This window comes from Streptomyces sp. NBC_00435, from assembly GCF_036014235.1.
Taxonomy (GTDB): Bacteria; Actinomycetota; Actinomycetes; order Streptomycetales; family Streptomycetaceae; genus Streptomyces.
Genome location: NZ_CP107924.1, coordinates 3585512 through 3601843, shown reverse-complemented (window position 1 = coordinate 3601843; position 16332 = coordinate 3585512). Strand labels below are relative to the sequence as shown.

At 69.4% G+C, this 16332-nt stretch carries 20 protein-coding genes; 7 read left to right on the top strand and 13 right to left on the bottom strand.

The annotated features are described in order from the left end of the window. Positions 1-17: 17 nt before the first annotated feature. The 7 genes from OG389_RS16385 to OG389_RS16355 form a co-directional block, all read right to left on the bottom strand. Entirely contained in the window at positions 18-1547 is a 1530-nt protein-coding gene (locus OG389_RS16385) for a phytoene desaturase family protein (RefSeq protein WP_328299223.1), read from the bottom strand. Positions 1548-1714: 167 nt separating this feature from the next. Continuing rightward, positions 1715-2170 carry a hypothetical protein gene (locus OG389_RS16380; protein ID WP_328299222.1) on the bottom strand — a complete coding sequence of 152 codons (456 nt, stop codon included), beginning with the start codon at positions 2168-2170 and terminating at the stop codon, positions 1715-1717. A gap of 52 nt (positions 2171-2222) precedes the next feature. After that, on the bottom strand, positions 2223-3179 hold the full coding sequence (locus tag OG389_RS16375) for a sporulation-delaying protein SdpB family protein (RefSeq protein ID WP_328299221.1): 957 nt from the start codon (positions 3177-3179) through the stop codon (positions 2223-2225). Then, positions 3179-3778 (bottom strand): SdpA family antimicrobial peptide system protein, encoded by a 600-nt coding sequence (locus tag OG389_RS16370; RefSeq protein ID WP_328299220.1) that lies wholly within the window; start codon positions 3776-3778, stop codon positions 3179-3181. The genes OG389_RS16375 and OG389_RS16370 overlap by 1 nt, the downstream gene beginning before the upstream one ends. 88 nt (positions 3779-3866) lie before the next feature. Continuing rightward, complete coding sequence (locus tag OG389_RS16365) at positions 3867-4538, bottom strand: sporulation delaying protein family toxin (protein WP_328299219.1); 672 nt, start codon at positions 4536-4538, stop codon at positions 3867-3869. Positions 4539-4830: 292 nt separating this feature from the next. Then, the gene (locus OG389_RS16360) at positions 4831-5760 is read right to left on the bottom strand and encodes a DUF1648 domain-containing protein (protein WP_328299218.1); all 930 of its coding nucleotides are present in this window, start codon (positions 5758-5760) and stop codon (positions 4831-4833) included. A gap of 44 nt (positions 5761-5804) precedes the next feature. Further along, positions 5805-6152, bottom strand: coding sequence for a GntR family transcriptional regulator (locus OG389_RS16355; protein WP_328299217.1), 348 nt, complete (start codon positions 6150-6152; stop codon positions 5805-5807). A gap of 542 nt (positions 6153-6694) precedes the next feature. Between OG389_RS16355 and OG389_RS16350 the strand changes: the two genes are divergently transcribed. Beyond that, positions 6695-7540, top strand: coding sequence for a hypothetical protein (locus tag OG389_RS16350; RefSeq protein WP_328299216.1), 846 nt, complete (start codon positions 6695-6697; stop codon positions 7538-7540). 349 nt (positions 7541-7889) lie between these two features. Here OG389_RS16350 and OG389_RS16345 read toward each other — a convergent pair whose 3' ends face one another. Then, positions 7890-8237, bottom strand: a complete 348-nt coding sequence (locus OG389_RS16345; RefSeq protein WP_328304363.1) for a hypothetical protein — start codon at positions 8235-8237, stop codon at positions 7890-7892. A gap of 28 nt (positions 8238-8265) precedes the next feature. Between OG389_RS16345 and OG389_RS16340 the strand changes: the two genes are divergently transcribed. The 3 genes from OG389_RS16340 to OG389_RS16330 are packed head-to-tail and all read left to right on the top strand — an operon-like array spanning position 8266 to position 8931. Continuing rightward, the gene (locus OG389_RS16340; RefSeq protein WP_443059289.1) at positions 8266-8583 is read left to right on the top strand and encodes an ATP-binding protein; all 318 of its coding nucleotides are present in this window, start codon (positions 8266-8268) and stop codon (positions 8581-8583) included. After that, positions 8580-8783, top strand: a complete 204-nt coding sequence (locus OG389_RS16335) for a hypothetical protein (RefSeq protein ID WP_328299215.1) — start codon at positions 8580-8582, stop codon at positions 8781-8783. Before OG389_RS16340 ends, OG389_RS16335 begins: the two co-directional genes overlap by 4 nt. Then, on the top strand, positions 8773-8931 hold the full coding sequence (locus OG389_RS16330) for a DUF6126 family protein (protein WP_328299214.1): 159 nt from the start codon (positions 8773-8775) through the stop codon (positions 8929-8931). Before OG389_RS16335 ends, OG389_RS16330 begins: the two co-directional genes overlap by 11 nt. A gap of 70 nt (positions 8932-9001) precedes the next feature. Here the strand turns inward: OG389_RS16330 and OG389_RS16325 are convergent, their stop codons facing one another. The 5 genes from OG389_RS16325 to OG389_RS16305 form a co-directional block, all read right to left on the bottom strand. Then, positions 9002-9634: a uracil-DNA glycosylase gene (locus tag OG389_RS16325; protein ID WP_328299213.1), complete on the bottom strand. Its 633-nt coding sequence runs from the start codon at positions 9632-9634 to the stop codon at positions 9002-9004. A gap of 195 nt (positions 9635-9829) precedes the next feature. Further along, on the bottom strand, positions 9830-11611 hold the full coding sequence (locus tag OG389_RS16320; RefSeq protein WP_328303842.1) for an NAD-binding protein: 1782 nt from the start codon (positions 11609-11611) through the stop codon (positions 9830-9832). A gap of 235 nt (positions 11612-11846) precedes the next feature. Beyond that, on the bottom strand, positions 11847-12098 hold the full coding sequence (locus tag OG389_RS16315) for a hypothetical protein (RefSeq protein ID WP_328299212.1): 252 nt from the start codon (positions 12096-12098) through the stop codon (positions 11847-11849). Positions 12099-12208: 110 nt separating this feature from the next. After that, a complete protein-coding gene (locus OG389_RS16310) occupies positions 12209-12874 on the bottom strand; it encodes a response regulator transcription factor (protein WP_328299211.1) in 666 nt (221 codons plus the stop codon). After that, positions 12871-13824 carry a HAMP domain-containing sensor histidine kinase gene (locus OG389_RS16305; protein ID WP_443059288.1) on the bottom strand — a complete coding sequence of 318 codons (954 nt, stop codon included), beginning with the start codon at positions 13822-13824 and terminating at the stop codon, positions 12871-12873. The genes OG389_RS16310 and OG389_RS16305 overlap by 4 nt, the downstream gene beginning before the upstream one ends. A 279-nt stretch (positions 13825-14103) precedes the next feature. On the opposite strand from OG389_RS16305, the gene OG389_RS16300 reads away from it, so the two are divergent. From OG389_RS16300 to OG389_RS16290, 3 genes are read left to right on the top strand one after another with little or no spacing between them, the layout of a single operon-like run. After that, positions 14104-14574, top strand: a complete 471-nt coding sequence (locus OG389_RS16300) for a cation:proton antiporter regulatory subunit (RefSeq protein ID WP_328299210.1) — start codon at positions 14104-14106, stop codon at positions 14572-14574. A gap of 5 nt (positions 14575-14579) precedes the next feature. Continuing rightward, positions 14580-15830, top strand: coding sequence for a cation:proton antiporter (locus OG389_RS16295; protein WP_328299209.1), 1251 nt, complete (start codon positions 14580-14582; stop codon positions 15828-15830). Further along, entirely contained in the window at positions 15827-16084 is a 258-nt protein-coding gene (locus tag OG389_RS16290) for a hypothetical protein (protein ID WP_328299208.1), read from the top strand. Before OG389_RS16295 ends, OG389_RS16290 begins: the two co-directional genes overlap by 4 nt. Positions 16085-16332: the final 248 nt, after the last annotated feature.

Genomic DNA, 16332 nt, shown 5'->3' with positions numbered 1-16332 from the left:
CCCGAAGATCGGAGGCGTCATTGCGGAGACAGTAACGGGGGGCGCGGCTGCGGTTGTTCGACGTGGGCGAGAGCCCGATGGTGTTCGTGTTGCTTTGCTGTTGGCCCCAGCAGGGGAGGACGCTTGATGTCGAACTCGTGCCGCAGTGCTTGGAGGGCGGCGCGATAGCCGGACATGCCGTGTACACCGGGGCCCGGGGGTGTCGCGGCCGAGCACAGGTACACGCCGGGCAGGGGTACGAGGTGCGGGTTCATCCGGGGTATTGGGCGGAAGATGGACTGGCGCAGGGTTACCGCACCGGTGCCGATGTCCCCGCCGACGTAGTTCGGGTTGTACGCCTCGTACCGGGCTGCGGAGATGCCACGGTGGGCGATGACGGTGCTACGGAATCCGGGCGCGTACTTCTCGATCTGGGCCGTGATCAGTTCGACCGGGTCGGTGGTGTCCCCGTTGGGGACGTGGGCGTAGGCCCAAAGGGGCCGCTTGCCGGGACGGACGCGGCCGGGGTCGGCGACGGCAGGGTCGACGACGAGTACGAACGGTTCTTCTGCCAGCAGGCCGGCGGCGGTGGAGTTCTCGCTGCGAAGGATCTGTGTCCGTGTGCCGCCCAGGTGGACGGTGGTCGCTTGCTTGATGTTCGGGTCGGTCCACGGCACGGGTTCGGAAAGGAGGAAGTCGGCCTTGGCAGCGCCGGGTCCGTAGCGGAATCGGGCCAGCGCACGCAGGTACGGGCGCGGGAGGCGCCCGGCGGCGATGCGGGCGAGTGCCGTGGGGCTGATGTCCAGCAGTATGGCCTTGGCGGGGGGAAGCTCTCTGAGATCGGAGATCATGCAGCCGGTGTGGAAAATCCCGCCGTGCGCGGTGATGTCGTCTGCCATCGCTGCGGCGATGGTGCTGCTGCCACCCAGGGGTACCGGCCAGCCGCCTCTGTGGGCCAAGTGGCCCAGCAACATGGCGACCGTGCCGGCGGCGAGCGAGGGCAAGGGCCCCACGGAGTGTGCGGCAACCCCGGTGAGCAGGGCGCGTGCCTGTGGTGTCGCGAACTGCCCGGCGTGCAGGCGGGTTCCGTGCGCGAGAATCCGGCGGGCCAGGAGCAGCGGAGCGGCGAGATCACGAGGGAACGAGCCGGGCCCGGACAGCAGAAGCTCGACGATGGCGTCGGAGTGTTCGAGTAGGGGTTTCATGAGGCGCTGCCAGCGGGGGCCGTCGGACCCGAGGTTGGTGCAGGTGGTGGCCAGATCGCGGTAGGCGATTGCGGCAGCCCCTTCGGTCAGGGGGTGTGCGTAGCTGGCGGGAGCGTGAAGCATCTCCACGTTGCGCGCGGTGAGGTCGAACGCCTTGAAGAATGGTGAGGCCACGGCCATGGGGTGAACTGCGGAGCAGATGTCGTGGACGACGTCGCCGTCGAAGAGCGACTCGGTGCGCAGTCCCCCTCCGATGGTTGGTGCCGCCTCGTACAGTTCCACTGAGAGTCCGGCGCGGGCCAGGGTGACGCCGGCGGCGAGGCCATTGGGTCCGGTGCCGACGATCACGGCGTCGGGAGACATGGGCAAGCCCTTCTGCTTGGCATCCGTCGGTTCTGGCACAACGGCTACCGGGACGGAGATGCCGGCATGCTTCTCTGCGGCCGTGACCGGTCCAGGGCGGAACCGGCCACGGTCTCAGGAGTAGTGAGCCGGGGCACGGAAGAACCGGCTCGGCGTTGACATGCGGACTACCGAGCGCTGGGTGCGGGAGCGGCGGGCTGCTGGATGGGCCAGTGGGTGATGGAGGTCCGCTGGCCGCAGTCCTGGGAGCCGCCGTCCTTGCAGACGTAGACGCTGCTCGTGGTGGTGGGTGCGTAGCGCACTTTGAAGCTGACGGGCGTGGTGCCCGGCCCGCACTGGGTGGCGATCTTCCGCGCAGGCGTGGGTGTGAAGTCGTGGACGGTCATCGACCACAGGGAGAAGCAGCCGGCACCGGTGTTCTTCAACTCGCCCTGGACGGTGAGCGTGGAGGCGAGGATGCTGCCTCCCTTCTCCAGCCATCGGGTACCGGAGGAGGTCGCGGCGCTGTGGTCCGTTGACCAGGTCACTGCGGTGGTGGCGGCCGAGGCGGTGGTCCCACCAAGCAGGGCGGCGGCGGCCGCAGCTGCGGCGACGGTGAGTAACTTGAGGGTGCGGTGGGCCATGGTGCGTGCTCCATGTCGGAGTTGGTCTGTTCGCGGCGGACCGGGCATGCGGTCAGCTGTGTACTGGCAGCTCGGCTTCGTTGTCTGCCGGCACCGGAGGTTCGGGGCGGGCGGCTGCAGACCTCTGCAGCCGCCGGGGCAGTGCCAGACGCGGATCGTGTCCGTAAGGGGTCAAGAGGAGCAGCAGCCCGGCCCACATGGCGAAGCCGAAGCTCCACAAGCCCATCACGACCGCGATGCCCAGGTGGAACAGCACGCCGACGGGCAGGAGCATCCAGCGAACCCTCTGGGGCAGCAGCAGTGACGCTGCCAGGGCGATCTCCACGACCAGCGGACTCCAGGTCAGGGCGGCGACGCCGACGGGGCTCTCCGCGACGGCGTTCAGGGCCGGACGCAGCCAGTCAGGCGCCCCGAAGGCGTAGTTGTTGATCCAGTAGTACAGGGCGCTCCCGTCGGCCCACTCGGCGTGCGGGAGCTTGGCCACGCACGACTGGAAGTAGATGACGGACATCTGGACCCGGGCCAGGGTGATTGCACTGACACCGATGAGGGCCCACGTTCCGCGGGCGGCCGATTCGTCAGGCCGGGGCTCGGACTGGCGCTGCCAGTGCCAGCGGCGGCGGTCGCCCACGGCCACGAGCACAAGGAGCAGGGTGAGGATCCAGGTGACCTGGTCGCCGCCGTCCGGGATGGAGATTCCAGTGAACACGCTGAAGGCGATATACGCGTGGGGCACGGCGGTGTACCGGGGCCGCCAGCCGCTCGCCGCGAGGACCAGGATGAGGCAGCAGGCCCACCGAACGGCTTCGAAGTGGTCGGGGGAGACCAGGCAGAACGCGCCCGCCCCGGTGACACCCCGGCACAGAGGGTACTGCCCGACCGTGGCGACCTCCCGAAAGAGGGTCGTGCTGTCGCTGAAGGCGAGGGTGCCCAGGGTGCCGAGGGCCAGGAGGGTACGGGCCAGGCCGTAGCCGGCTGCCCAGGGCAGGGCGATGATGCGTCGGCGCATCAGCAGGCCACCTCCAGAACCATCACGCTTTCGGTGGAGTGGGATTCGGGCACGAGGTCGCGCCACGCGTACGGCGTGGGGCGTTCCTGCAGCAGCGCGACGGTGCCGCACAGCGTGGGGTCGGGAGAGCCGTTGCGCACCTGGCGGGCCGCAGAGCCGGCGTTCGCCAGGCAGGTCTCGCTGCTGTCGGTGCAGTCGCGCCAGTCGTCCTTCTGCGCGGCCGAGAGCAGCATCGCGATCTCCACGCCCTGCGCCCGCGATTCACGGTCGAGCCCGAACGCGTTGTGAGGGGAGGCATGTGGAGTGAGCGACAGTGCACGCCAGCCGTCGGAGGACTTCTTGTACGGCGTGACCTCGGGATCCCTGGGGGACTTGGTGAAGAAGGCCCAGCCCTGGGGGGCCAGATTGACGACGGTGTGCTTCACCTGCGATTGAGCAGGCAACGTGATGACGTTCTTCGGGACCTGTTCCTGGATCGCGTAGAGAGCGACGACCGACCAGGCGGCACAGACAGCCGCGACCGATCTCACCGACACGGATACGGTGCCGGTCCCGCGATGGGTGAACGCGGCACAGGCCGAGCGAATCTTGTTGTTCATGGGGTGTGGAGGGTCCTCTGCCGCAGGTATGTGAACACGGCCGGCGGGGTGGAGGGTCTGCAGCCCCTCCACCCCGCCAGTTGTGGCCTTAGGCGGCCTTGAGGGTCTTGGTCACCTGGGCGACGGCCTCGTCCTTCGACAGCGGCGTGCCGTCACCCGCGGTGGGCTGCGGGCTCCAGAACCAGTTCTTGCCCTTGACGAAGTTCGCGCCCACCGCGACGGTCACCGTCACGACGGCGCCGGCCGCGGTCACGACGGCGGCAACGTGGATGACCGCGGCGGCGACGGCGACCGTCACGCCGCAGAGCTGGCCGTTCTCGACCGGGGTGGCCTTGTCGCTCTTCTGCGCCACCGACAGCAGCATGTTCTGCGCGTCAGTGACGGCCTTGTCGACCTTGCGCGGGTCACCGCTGCGGGTCTTCGCGCTGAACTCGGCAAAGAAGCCCGGTGACCGCTTGTTGATCAGGTCGATGACGGCGTTCGACGCCCGGATCTCGTCCAGGTCGTCATTGTCCAGATACTGGCGGGCCTCCGCGAACAGCTCGAGCTGCGACAGGCTGCGGCCGACCTTCCCCTGCCCGAAGAACAGGCCGCGGAACACCTGCTCGCCGTCGGCCTTGGCCGAGACAGCTGCTGCGGCCGCAGCCGCCTTGACCGGCTCGGCACTGGGGTTGGCCACTGCCGACGGGGCCGCAGCGACACACAGGGCGGCCGCGGTCATTCCGGCCACCAGCAGGGTTCCACGCTGTTTGATGTTCACTTCTATCCCCTCGTTTAGGAAAACACGCAGGGGGTGCTAAAGCGTGCAATACGCGAGTCCCCCGAAACGTGCTCTTGCCTCCGGGATGTTCGCACAAGGAATGATCGCCGGTCGAGTGAATATGACCGCGCTCACAATCCATTAAATGGAGGAATATCTTCCGACGCCTCCAGGTCGAATATTGGTCAGTGGCCGAAAGTCTTCACTCTCGGACCTGTTTGGCGTGTAACTCTGGGATCGGTGTCCGAATGTGAATAGTCGATGGCTTGAATGCGATGGGTGGTGGGTGTCGCTATTCAGGGCGCCCGGCGGAAAGGGTGTTGAGGAGTGCCGCCCCTCGCTCGGCGTCATCGACGCTCACGGCGAACTCGGCTCCCTTGCGGGGGTGGATGACCAGGCACTCGCCGGCCCGGAGCATCACGGTGGTGCCCAAACCGCTGAGCCGGTACCCCCAGCCGCCGACCTGCGCTGGAGTCCGAGATTCGGCGCGGGAGGACTCGATGTCCTGCGGCGCCCAGCGCCGCGCCGGCCAGCCGAACGGGCCGAAAGCCACCTCCAGGCCCTTCTCCGTGACGCGGGCCTGCACGGAGGAGAAGGCCAAGGTCAGGACTGAGGCGACCGCGAAGGGGGTGACAACTGCCCACTGCATGCCGGTGAGCAGGCCGCAGGCCGCGGCGAGGACGGCGGCGAGCGCCGCGACGCCGGTGACGGCCGCAACAAGGTGTAGCCAAGGGTTCGTGGTGCGGGAGAGCCAGACGAGCCGGGCCCCGGCGGGGATCTCCATGGACGCGCCTTCACCGGCTCCGGCGGCAGGGGAAGAGCGTTCGCCGCGCCGCCCGGCGATCCAGCCGAGCGCGCTGGCAGCCAGCGCAGCCACGGACGTCAGGGTGATTCCCAGGCCCACGGACCCCGCATCCCGCCAATCGGCGCGGTCCAGGTTCGCGCGGACTATCGACGCCTGGGTGCCCGCCATGAAGACACCCGTGAACGCCAGCGTCGCACCAGCCCACGACGGGGTCGGTGCGTCCCTGCGCCGCGTAGTGAGGAGGGTGCCAACTGCGAGCACGGCCCAAATGAGGGCCGGGAACGCGGAAGCCGCCCACACCGGCATCGACCCGTCGGGAGCCTCGCTGCCCCAGTGCGTGGCCACCCGCTCGGGCAGCCGGCCGCTCGTGGCCAGGGGCAGCGCGGCCAGCAGTGCGAAGGCGCCTGTGATCCACACGGCCGCCCCCCACCTTGCGCCGCCCGGTCGCTTCATACGGTCAGTCACGAAAGCCCCCTGATCAGTTCAATGAGATCGCTCTTGGTGTAGCCCAGTCGTGCCGCCTCGGCCACCAACTCGCGTGCCCGCTCGAGCAGCGCGGACCGTTGTCCCGCGCCCTGGGCAACGGTGACCCCGCGACCCCGGCGGAACTCCAGAACCCCTTCGTCCCGCAGGGCTCGCAGGCCGCGGAGCACGGTGTTGGCGTTCACGCCCAGGGCCAGGGACAGGTCTCGGGCCGATGGCAGTCGATCTCCCGGCACGCACTCCCCTTCGGCGATGGCGCGCCGGATGGCGCCCGCCACCTGCTCGTGGAGAGGCCGGCTGTCTGTGGTGTCCAGTCTCAGCAGCATGGTGCTAGTGAGACTAGCACCAAGTTCTTCATTGGGGAGGCTTGTGGGTGGGCTGGGGCTGCGCTTGGTGGAGATGGCGGCCCCGGGGTGCTGGCGGTGAAGGGCGGCGAGGGCTCGATATGGGTGTCAGCACCCATATCGATCAGAGCGATGGGCTGAAATAGTGATCATCCATGTGGGCCGATGCTTGTCGACCGCCAGGCTTGCCGCGCCTTTTGGTGCTCCGGGCGCGACTCTGTAGCGTGCACAGTCGCAAATGAGGTGTCAGGTTGGAAGGGGCTTAGGGATTTCCTACCCGAGCCTTCCGGGAGTCGTATTTCAGCCGCTCCGTGGCCCTGATGGATTACTCGCGGTGGGGTGTAGTCCGTCCGGGAGGCGTCATGCCTGCGTCCGGGCTCTGAGGGCGCTTTGAATTGCACCGCTGATTTGGTGGCCTTGAACAGGTCTTCGCCCCCTCCACTCGACGCGATTGGTTGCGTAGGTCGCAGCCAGGAACGTTTGGCGCCGACTTTCGGGAGCGTTCGTGATCACAGTCGCTCGCGATGTCGGTGAGAAGTAGGAACGCTCGCCGGGCCAAGGGGCTCCGGGAGGTGCCGCCGGGCCTGTCGGGTGGTGGCTGGCAGTCTAGGGACGTGTTGATCAAAGGATTCGAGAACAACCCGCTGACTGCCGGGGAGGGGCTGCTGTCTCTCCCGGGGTTCTGGCCTGCCTACCTGTTGTGGCTGTGCCAGACCGAGGACAACGAACCGGAGCCGGGATGGTTCGGTGCCGACGAGGCCGGCACTGACGCGGCGTACGAGGCGCTGACCAACGAGGAGCAATGGCCGGTCTTCCGGATCCCGTTCGGTGCCGGCCACACCGCTGTTGTTCTGGGCCGCAACTTCGCCGACGATGAGGGGACGGAGTACTTCATCTCCCACCCGGAATGGGACCGGCACGGCTACCTGGCGACCGTCGACGGACACCCGGCGGGCCCGGGACTGTCCTGGCCGGAGCTCGCGCACATCGCCGGCACGCCTGATCCTCGTGCTCCCGGCATCCAGGCATTTCATGCCCGGCTGCTGCTCTTGCTGCCCGCACTCGGCGACGCCGACCTGCCTGCCGAGGCGACGGGGCTGATCGCCGATGCGCTCATCCAGGTGGGCGTTGCCTCCGATGAGGCCCCCGGGCTGGCGCAAGCCCTCCTCCAGGACCACCCCTTGTGGGAGCCGACCGGATGGGCGCTACCCACCGTCTCCCCGCTTTCTGGGGGGCAGGACCTGTTCCCCGGCATCCTCTACTGCGACGAGCCGGGCAGCCCGCGGTGCGGAACCCGACTTGCCCAAGGCGTCACCCGTGATCAAAGCGACCGCCTGGCACGGGCCCTCGGCACCTGGCCCACCCCGTGAGGGCCCGGAACGATCCAACGTGCACACGCGACGTCCACCCGCATGTAGCCGGAGCGTTTCCAGAACTCGGCGACACAGTTCCAGTCACCCTCCGGCTGTTCTCGGCGCTGACCAACAAACGGTGCTGACTCACGGCGACAAGGTCAACGCGATGGGTGCCCGTCGCCTTCGGTGCGGGAGCGACTTTCGTTGCTCCGGGCGGGATGAATGAGGTCGCTGCGGGCGTGCTGGCCGTGGTGGGGCCCGGTGCGAACTGGCCAGCCGGCAGGTCCACCGGATCCAATGACCCCCTCACCGTGAAGCTCTCGGCGGGCCTGCACCGGGTAGACTTGCAGAGTTATGCAATTTACTAGTTCTGGATTCGGTGGGCGGGGGTCGCGGTGTGGCCGGGTTCGAGGAAGCGGCGCTGGAGCGGGTCCGTATGGCGCGGGCTCGTCTCCAGGCTGCGCAGGCGGCTGACGATGCCTTCGAGGAGGCAGAGGCCGAGGAGGAGCTCGAGGACGCACTGCGTGTGGCCCACGATCACGGAGTGGCCACCAGCGACGAAGGCAGCCGGTGAACCGGACGGCGTCACCGGCATGTACGAGGCATCGGTGATCGCCCGCCACCCCAGCGGGCAGCCGACCGCCCAGGTGCGTAAGCACGCGTGGACGGTGCCGCTGGTGCCGGGCTCGGTGCGGGCCGCGCGCGAGCGCACCGAACGCTCCCTGGTTCTCTTCGGCCTGGTGAGTACCTCCGCAATGTTCGGAGCAGTGCTGCTCGTGGTCAGCGAGCTCGTCACCAACGCCGTCCGCCACGCCCAGCGCTCCCCGGACGCGGAGGTCACCCTCCACATGAGCGACCACATGCTCGTGGTCGCCGTCGCGGACCTAGACCCGCGCCCTGTCATGCTGGCCGACGCTGCCCGGACTGCGGGGCAGGGTCTGCGCACGGTGGCCGACCTGGCTCGCACCTTCGGCGGCGACGTCCGCATCGAGCCCTCCGCCGGCGGGCGCGGCAAGACGGTCATCGTCCGCTTCATCCTGCCGGGAGGCACATCGTGACCAGCAGCGACCACGAGGCCGGGCGGCTGTATGAGATCACCTATCTCGGTACCGGCCCCGACCCGGACGTCCGCACGGTCGAGGCCGAGGAGGTCGCGGCCGTCATCGAGCATGCCGGCGAGCAGGGCATGCAGGTCCTGGTCCGCCCCTACACTCGCCCGCACGATCAACCCGAGACGGAAGCACGCCATGACGGATGACACCTCCGCCAAGAAGTCGGCGGCGGATCACGAGAAGTGGAAGGAGAAGGGCGTCGCGATGCGCGCCTTCTTCTACATCTTCGGCACGCACGTGTTCGCCGGGTTCATCTGGCTGCTGTTCTACTTGGGCCAACACGCGCAGAAGTAGTCCAGGCCCTATCGATACCGCGCAGCGTGGGGCCGTACCGGAGACCTGGGCTACGTCGACACCAGTGTGTCTACAGCCGCCGCGTCGTGCTGAGGAGCGCGTCACCGACCTTCTGATATGAGTCGATTCGGTGCTGTGCGCGGCGGGCGCGCTCCTCTGGGTCGCGCACGAAGAGAGCCTGCTGTCCCGGGTGGTACGTGCTTACGACTTCCAGCGTCCGGTCACGGACGACGTCGGGGTGTGCCTTGAGCAGGCGGCGCCACACGTCCTGGGCTTCATTGCCTTGGAGGAGCACGACCTCCGTCCTGGGCATCAGCCCCAGCAACCGTTTCAGAACCTCGGCACCGGCCTGGAGCTCGGCCGCCTTTGGTGAGCGGTTGATGTACCAGGGATAGGCATTCCAGGGAGTGACGTCATCCGGCGCTATCCCCGCCCGCTCGAAGATCTGGGCCTGAAGCTCCGCTGTCGGATCGTCGTTCTCCACACACAGGAACCCGGAGCCGGCGCCCTCCAGCGTCTTGGGGCCCGGGTCTCGCAGGACGGACAAGACGCGAGCAGCTGCTCCTCCGTGCCAGGGGGCGACATACGGCATCCAGCCGCGGCCCTCCGGCTCGCGCAAGGCGTCGACCATCTCGTTGATGGGGCGTACATGGGGGGCGTAGCGCTCCTTGTCCTGCTCACGCCGAAACGCCTCGTCACGCATCCGTCGTGCCACACATCCTCCAACGTCGGCCGACACCATTGCGCGAACAGTAGCGGGCAGGCCTGACGCTGGGACCGGCCTCAGGCATCGCACGGCGCGTCCGAAGAGGCCGCTGCCCCAACCTCCCGCTGCCGACCACCAGCAGCGAACCTGCCGACCTCCCGATGCAGCTGCGATCTCCGCCGATAGGGGGCATTACGGTCTGTTGCCGAGGAGCTCGGCGAGGCCTTGCCGGGTGGCGGCGATGATCACTCTGTCGTCGGGGCCGAGGACGTGGCCGGGGTGGAGGTCGAAGAGGAGTCCGCTCACGTGGGCCTGGCCGTCGAGGCGGGTGGCCCGCAGGTCCGGGCGCCGGTCGGCCGGATCGGCGGTGTCGAGGGCGAGGACGCGCCAATGGCCGGGCCTGGTGGTGTCCGAGATGGTCCGGCCTTCGAGGTGGGGCAGGCCGGCCACGTCGATGGCGGCGAAGAGGAGTACGCGGCGTTCGACGGGCAGGGCTCCCAGGATCTGGCGTCCCATCATGGCGGCGGCGAAGGCGGGTGCGGCCAGCGAGGTGACGCTGCGGCTGCGGGTCACCGCGTGGGGGTGGGCGGTGCGCAGGGTGCGGTGGACGGCGGTGGCGAACTCGTCGTCGTACAGGCGCAATGCCACCCGCAGGTCGGAGTGGATGGTGCGGGCGCAGAGGATCGCTTCGAGGTTGGTGGTGTCGGAGCTGGTCAGGGCGAGGAGGGCATGGGCGCGGTGGATGCGGGCGGCTTCGAGGATGCCGTCCTGGGTGGCGTCGCCGAGGATGACGGGTACCCGAAGGCTTCGGGCCAAAGGGATGCCGCGCGCATCGGGGTCTTCTTCCACACAGACGACGGGGATGTCGAGTTCGCGCAGGCGGGCCAGGACGCGGGTGCCGATCTTGCCGAGGCCGAGCAGGACGATGTGGTCGGCCGTGCCGCGCGGGGGTCTGCGCAAGGTGGAGGCCGACCGGAAGGACCCGGACGCCTCCAACACGGCGGCGACCAGGACCGGGAGGAGGAGCAGGCCGACGAGGCCGGTGAACAACTGGAGGAGCTGGCGCTCGACGGTGTCGTCCACGGCGGGGTCGTTGATGGAGAAGAGGTCCAGGAGGGTGACGTAGGCGGAGTGGGCGATGGGGTCGCCGGTGGTGATCCAGGACGCGATGGCAATGGCGATGACAGCGGCGGTGAAGCCGGCCAGTGACCAACGGACCCGGCGCGAGAACAGCTCCATCACCGGGAGACGGGCGGTACTGAGCCTGCCGGGTGAAGGGGAGGGGGCGGCATGCGATACGGCTTCGAGGACGACGTCGCCGCGCTGAGCTGACTGTGCTATCTCCATCGCAGCGGGCAGGAGCCGGGGGCCGGCCGGCCCGCTGGCGTCCGTTCCCTCGGTGCCGGCGGGATCCTCGGTGGTGGAGGAGAGCAGGGCCAGTGTGCACAGGGCCGGCTTGGCGGCTTCGCGCCGCTGTTGTGGGGTGCGTTCGACCGCGCGGAACAGCAGGCCGTCGGCCTGGAGGACCTTGCTCGTCCCGGCGACGACGGTTGCCGCGAGTGCGGGGGCGGCAGTGTCGGCGTCCGAGAGGACCGTGATCGCCGATTCGCCGACCTGGCCGCCGGCCACCACCGCCGCCTGGTCGAGGAGTTCGGCGAGGTAGCGGCCGAGCTTGCGGTTGTAGAGGCGGATGACCAGGCGGACCCGCGGGTTGATGCGGTGGGCCGTCAGCGCAGCGCGAATGTTGGCTTCGTCGTCCTCGTAGACGAGCGCGAGCGCCGCGGCCTGTGCGATGCCCGCCTCCCGCAGCGCCGCCGCGTCCGCGGTGTCGGCTTCGACGACACGCGTGGTGGCAGGGGGCTGGGGGCCGATGGTGTCGGCGTCGGGGAGCAGGAGGGTGACGGGCTGGCGGTAGATGTCGTGGAGCTCGCCGACCAGGCGTACGGCGAGCGCGTCGTCACCGCAGACGATCATCGGCGGAGGTATCGAGTTGCTCTGCGTCACCCTGTTCTCCTGGTCCTGTGCCGCAGGCGCTGCCTCAGCCCGTTGCCCGATTCGCCCACCGCGATCAGGAGCACCGCGGACGCACCGCACCCCACCAGCGTCACCGGCCGGCTCAGAGCCGCGCTGAGTAGCACCAGTACCAGCGTGAGGACCGCCCACCACACGAGGAGCGATCCCACCTGGCGCCGCCAGTTCCCTATTCCTCTCACGGGGCACCCACTCCCGGGGTCGGTGACAGGGGCGGCCAGGAGTGCTCGTACGCCGGGAGGTCCCACGGTTTGGGAGCGGGCCGGGCCGCGAACGGCCCGGCCCGGTTGGCCATGAGGATCAACATCGTCCCGGCGAAGAGCAGGGTGATCACGATCAGGACGAGGCCGACGGGGTTGCGCGGGTTGTATGAGTAACGGTTGGTTCCCCACTTGCTCCGCTTGAAGACCGGCTCGTCGTCGTGATGCACAGGCTTTCCCCCGGGGTCGAATGTCCTTGGGCGACGCCGCACACGGGCGCGGGCGGCAGGATGGCTCGCAGAATTCGGTGTGTCCCCGGTGCACGCCGGGGCGACTGCGGTTACGGCTCGATCAACCCGACGCGGATGGCGTAGCGGGTGAGCTCGACGCGGTCACGCAGGCCCAGTTTCTGAAGCAGGTTCGCGCGGTGGCGTTCCACGGTCTTGGGACTGATGACGAGGAGGTCGCCGATCTCCTTCGAGCTGTGGCCTTCGGCGACGAGCTTGAGGATCTCCTCCTCGCGCTCGGTGATAGCCCGCTCCGGCAGAGGGCTGCCGGAGCGGGCGCGGTCGAGGTAGGTGCGGATGAGGGTGCTCTCCGCACCCGGGTAGATGAAGGGTTCGTCGCGTAGCGCGGCGCGGCAGGCCTCGACGAGGTCGCGGTCGGCGACGGATTTGAGGACGTACCCGGAGGCGCCGGCACGCAGGGCTTCGAAGAAGTACTGCTCGTTGTCATACATGGTCAGCATCAGGATCCGCAGGCCCGGTTGGAGTCGGGCGAGTTCGCGCGCGGCCTGGAGGCCGGTCTGGCGGGGCATGGCGATGTCGAGGACGGCGAGGTCGATGTCGAGGCTGCGGGCCTGGGCGACGGCTTCCGCTCCGTCGGCGGCCTCGGCGACCACGGTCAGGTCGGGTTCGGCGTCCAGGATGAGCCGAACGCCCCGGCGGACGAGGGTGTGATCGTCGGCAAGAAGGATGCGGGCGGGCCCCGTCTGCGGCTGGGTCATCTGGTGCCCTTCGCGATGTCGGTGATGTTGAGCCGGACCTGGGTGCCGCCGTGCGGGCCGGCGCCCACGAGGAGTTCGGCGCCGATGAGCAGGGCACGTTCACGCATCCCCTGGATGCCGGCGCCCTCAGGCGCCTCCCCGAGGCCGCGCCCGTTGTCGCGGACCAGCAGTCCAACACCGCCGTGGGGCAAGGGCCGCAGGTGAACCTCGACGCGGGTGCCGCCCGAGTGGCGGGCCGCGTTGGTCAGGCCCTCCTGGGCGACGCGGTAGAGAACGAGTTCGGTGGCCGGGTCCAGGTGGGGCAGCCCAGGGGTGACGTGGGCGGTGACGCCCAGGCGCGGGGTGGTGAACTCGGCGGCCAGGGAGCGCAGCGCGCTGTGCAGGCCGAGTTCCTCCAGGACACCGGGGCGCAGCCGGCGGGCGATACGGCGGATCTCGTCCAGGCTGGCGCGGGTGGTCTCCTGGGCCTGGTGCAGATCGGTGCGCACCGGCTCGGGGGCACGGTCGGCGGCGTACTTGATCTGGAGGAGGACGGCGGTGAGGGTCTGGCCGACCTCGTCGTGGAGCTCCTGGGCGATGCGCTTGCGTTCGGCCTCCAGCGCGGTCAGCACCCGGCCGCTGCTGGTGGCCCGCTCGGCTTCAAGGCGGTCGAGCATGGCGTTGAAGGTCCGGGTGAGCGCGGCAACCTCCCCACCGCCGGTGACCGTTGGGCGGGTGGCGGGTTTGAGGAGGTCGGCGGTGGCCATTGCCCGGTTCAGCCGGGCGAGCGGGGCCAGCCCGACCCGGAGCAGGACCGCGTTGATGACCAGCATCGCGGCCAGCCCGCCGAGCAGCACGAGCGCCTCCCCGAACAGCACCGGCGTGGAAACGGTGACCGGGCCCAGCAGCAAGGCCACCGCGACAGACACAACGCCTGCGTTCAGGAGGAAGATCCGCCAGTACAACGACACGGGCACACGCCTTTCCAGCCGGTCCCCCAGCATCGCCACGACCGCCCGGCCGCCCCGTCTCCAGGTACTACGACCTGCAGCGGAACCCACTTCCCCGCCCCATCCTCACGCCGATGGAAGGCTGCTGTCCATCCGTGCCGGCACCCATATTTCGGACACGTGAAAAGTGGCACGATGGGCCCGCCGAGCGGTCCTCTCCTGCCCGAGAACGAGTGTCCGCCGTAGCGGCATCACGTACAGAAACGAACACGAGGGGGGACAGCCGTGCCTGCTCCACGGATGAGCACCACACCACTGCCCGGCATCGGGGTCCAGTACGACCTCACCACCCGCGAACACCGCCACCTGTCCGTAGTCGCGCACCGCGACGGCACGCGGACCGTGAACGTCTACCGCGCGGACGACCCCGACGCCTGCGCGCAGTCCCTGCACCTGACAGGTGCGGAGACGGCCTCGCTGATCGACGCGCTGATGCCCGCCCACCACAGTCCGAACGTCCTGCACACCACCGACCTCGGCCTGGTGGCCGAGCGGATCGAGCTGTCCGCGCACTCGCACTGGAACGGGCGGGTGCTGGGCGAGACGCGGATGCGGACCGAGACGGGCGTCTCGATCGTGGCCGTGCTGCGCCGGGCGGAGGCCCGTCCCTCGCCCGCGCCGGACTTCCGCCTGGCGGGCGGGGACACCCTCATCGTGATCGGCACCCGCGAGGGCGTCGACGCGGCCGCCTCGATACTCGGCCGGGAGTGACGCCCGTGCACTCCGCTGTGTTCCTCATCGAGTTCGGCGCGATCATCCTCGGACTCGGTCTGCTCGGCCGGGTCGCCGGGCGCCTGAAGTTCTCCCCCATCCCCCTCTACCTCCTGGCCGGCCTGGCCTTCGGCACGGGCGGGCTGCTGCCCATGGGAGCGAGCGAGGAGTTCGTCGCGATCGGCGCCGAGATCGGCGTGATCCTCCTCCTGCTCATGCTCGGCCTGGAGTACACCGCGTCGGATCTGGTCTCCAACCTCAAGACCCAGTACCCGGCGGGGCTGGTCGACTTCGCCCTGAACGCCGTGCCCGGCGCGGTCGCGGCCCTGGTCATGGGCTGGGGCCCGGTGGCAGCCGTCGTCCTGGCCGGCGTCACCTGGATCTCCTCCTCCGGGGTCATCGCCAAGGTCATGGGAGACCTGGGCCGGGTCGGCAACCGCGAGACCCCGGTCATCCTGTCCATCCTGGTCCTCGAAGACCTGGCGATGGCGGTCTACCTGCCGATCATCACCGCCCTCCTCGCGGGCGTGAGCCTCGCCGCGGGCAGTGCGACCCTGGCCATCGCCCTCGGTGTCGCCGGTGCGGTCCTGTTCATCGCGGTCCGCTACGGACGCCACATCTCCCGCTTCGTCTCCAGCGACGACCCCGAGAAGCTCCTCCTCGTGGTCCTCGGCCTGACCTTGCTGGTGGCCGGTGTCGCCCAGCAGCTTCAGGTGTCCGCGGCGGTCGGCGCGTTCCTCGTCGGCATCGCCCTCTCGGGCGAGGTCGCCGAGGGCACGCACACGCTGCTCAGCCCGCTACGGGACCTGTTCGCGGCCGTGTTCTTCGTCTTCTTCGGCCTGCACACCGACCCCGCGAGCATCCCGCCCGTACTGCTGCCCGCCCTCGCGCTCGCCCTGGTCACGACGGGCACGAAGATCGCCACCGGATACTGGGCGGCCAAACGGGCCGGGATCGGGGTCAAGGGGCGCTGGCGGGCCGGCGGCACGCTCGTGGCCCGCGGCGAGTTCTCCATCGTCATCGCCGGTCTCGCCGTCACCGCCGGCATCGAACCCGCCATGGGCCCGCTCGCCACCGCGTACGTCCTGATCCTCGTCGTGATCGGCCCGCTGACCGCCCGGTACACCGAACCCGTGGCCGCCTGGGTCAGCAGCCGCCGCACCTCCTCAGGTCCGGTCCTGCCCGCGCTGGTGTCCCAGCCGGGATCCCCGAAGGACCTCAAGGACCAGGCCCAGGACCCGGCCGGCCGCGCGTGAGCGAGGACGCCTGGGCGGCGGTCACCAGCCGGGAGACCGTGCTGCTGCTCGCCGTCCTGGCTGTCTACCTCGGCGGCGCGGTGGGCTTCGCCCATCGTCTGCCCCGCCTCCTGGCGCGTGACCCGGGCTGGCGCCGGGACACCGAACGCGAACCGATCTCCAGTGCGATCACCCTCACCCTGCTGATCGTCCTGTGGCCGGCGATCGCCGTATACCTGGCCTGCAAGCTCGCCGCCAGTGGCGGCGATCGTTGACTTGGCCGTCCGCGGGACGGTCTTCCCGACGGACGCGTATCCCCGCTCACAGTCCGCTGATCCATGGAGGTACACGTGCTTACCGTTGTGCAGGCGGCCACGATTGCGCTGGCCCTCGGGGTCGGGACCCTCGGCGTCAGGACGATCATGACCGGCCGTGTCGTCTTGCCCTGGCTTCGGCAAAGTGTGCGGCGGCCGGTTATCTGGGGCGTGGGAACGCTGCCATGGCAGCGGCGCTCGCAGGGGCG

Bases quoted from the DNA above. Each gene is read 5' to 3' on its own strand.
- OG389_RS16325 (WP_328299213.1), bottom strand. From the start codon at position 9,634: ATGCGTGACGAGGCGTTTCGGCGTGAGCAGGACAAGGAGCGCTACGCC.
- OG389_RS16385 (WP_328299223.1), bottom strand. From the start codon at position 1,547: ATGTCTCCCGACGCCGTGATCGTCGGCACCGGACCCAATGGCCTCGCC.
- OG389_RS16320 (WP_328303842.1), bottom strand. From the start codon at position 11,611: ATGATCGTCTGCGGTGACGACGCGCTCGCCGTACGCCTGGTCGGCGAG.
- OG389_RS16350 (WP_328299216.1), top strand. From the start codon at position 6,695: ATGTCGGTGAGAAGTAGGAACGCTCGCCGGGCCAAGGGGCTCCGGGAG.
- OG389_RS16380 (WP_328299222.1), bottom strand. From the start codon at position 2,170: ATGGCCCACCGCACCCTCAAGTTACTCACCGTCGCCGCAGCTGCGGCC.
- OG389_RS16370 (WP_328299220.1), bottom strand. From the start codon at position 3,778: ATGAACAACAAGATTCGCTCGGCCTGTGCCGCGTTCACCCATCGCGGG.
- OG389_RS16330 (WP_328299214.1), top strand. From the start codon at position 8,773: ATGACGGATGACACCTCCGCCAAGAAGTCGGCGGCGGATCACGAGAAG.
- OG389_RS16300 (WP_328299210.1), top strand. From the start codon at position 14,104: ATGAGCACCACACCACTGCCCGGCATCGGGGTCCAGTACGACCTCACC.
- OG389_RS16310 (WP_328299211.1), bottom strand. From the start codon at position 12,874: ATGACCCAGCCGCAGACGGGGCCCGCCCGCATCCTTCTTGCCGACGAT.
- OG389_RS16375 (WP_328299221.1), bottom strand. From the start codon at position 3,179: ATGCGCCGACGCATCATCGCCCTGCCCTGGGCAGCCGGCTACGGCCTG.
- OG389_RS16355 (WP_328299217.1), bottom strand. From the start codon at position 6,152: ATGCTGCTGAGACTGGACACCACAGACAGCCGGCCTCTCCACGAGCAG.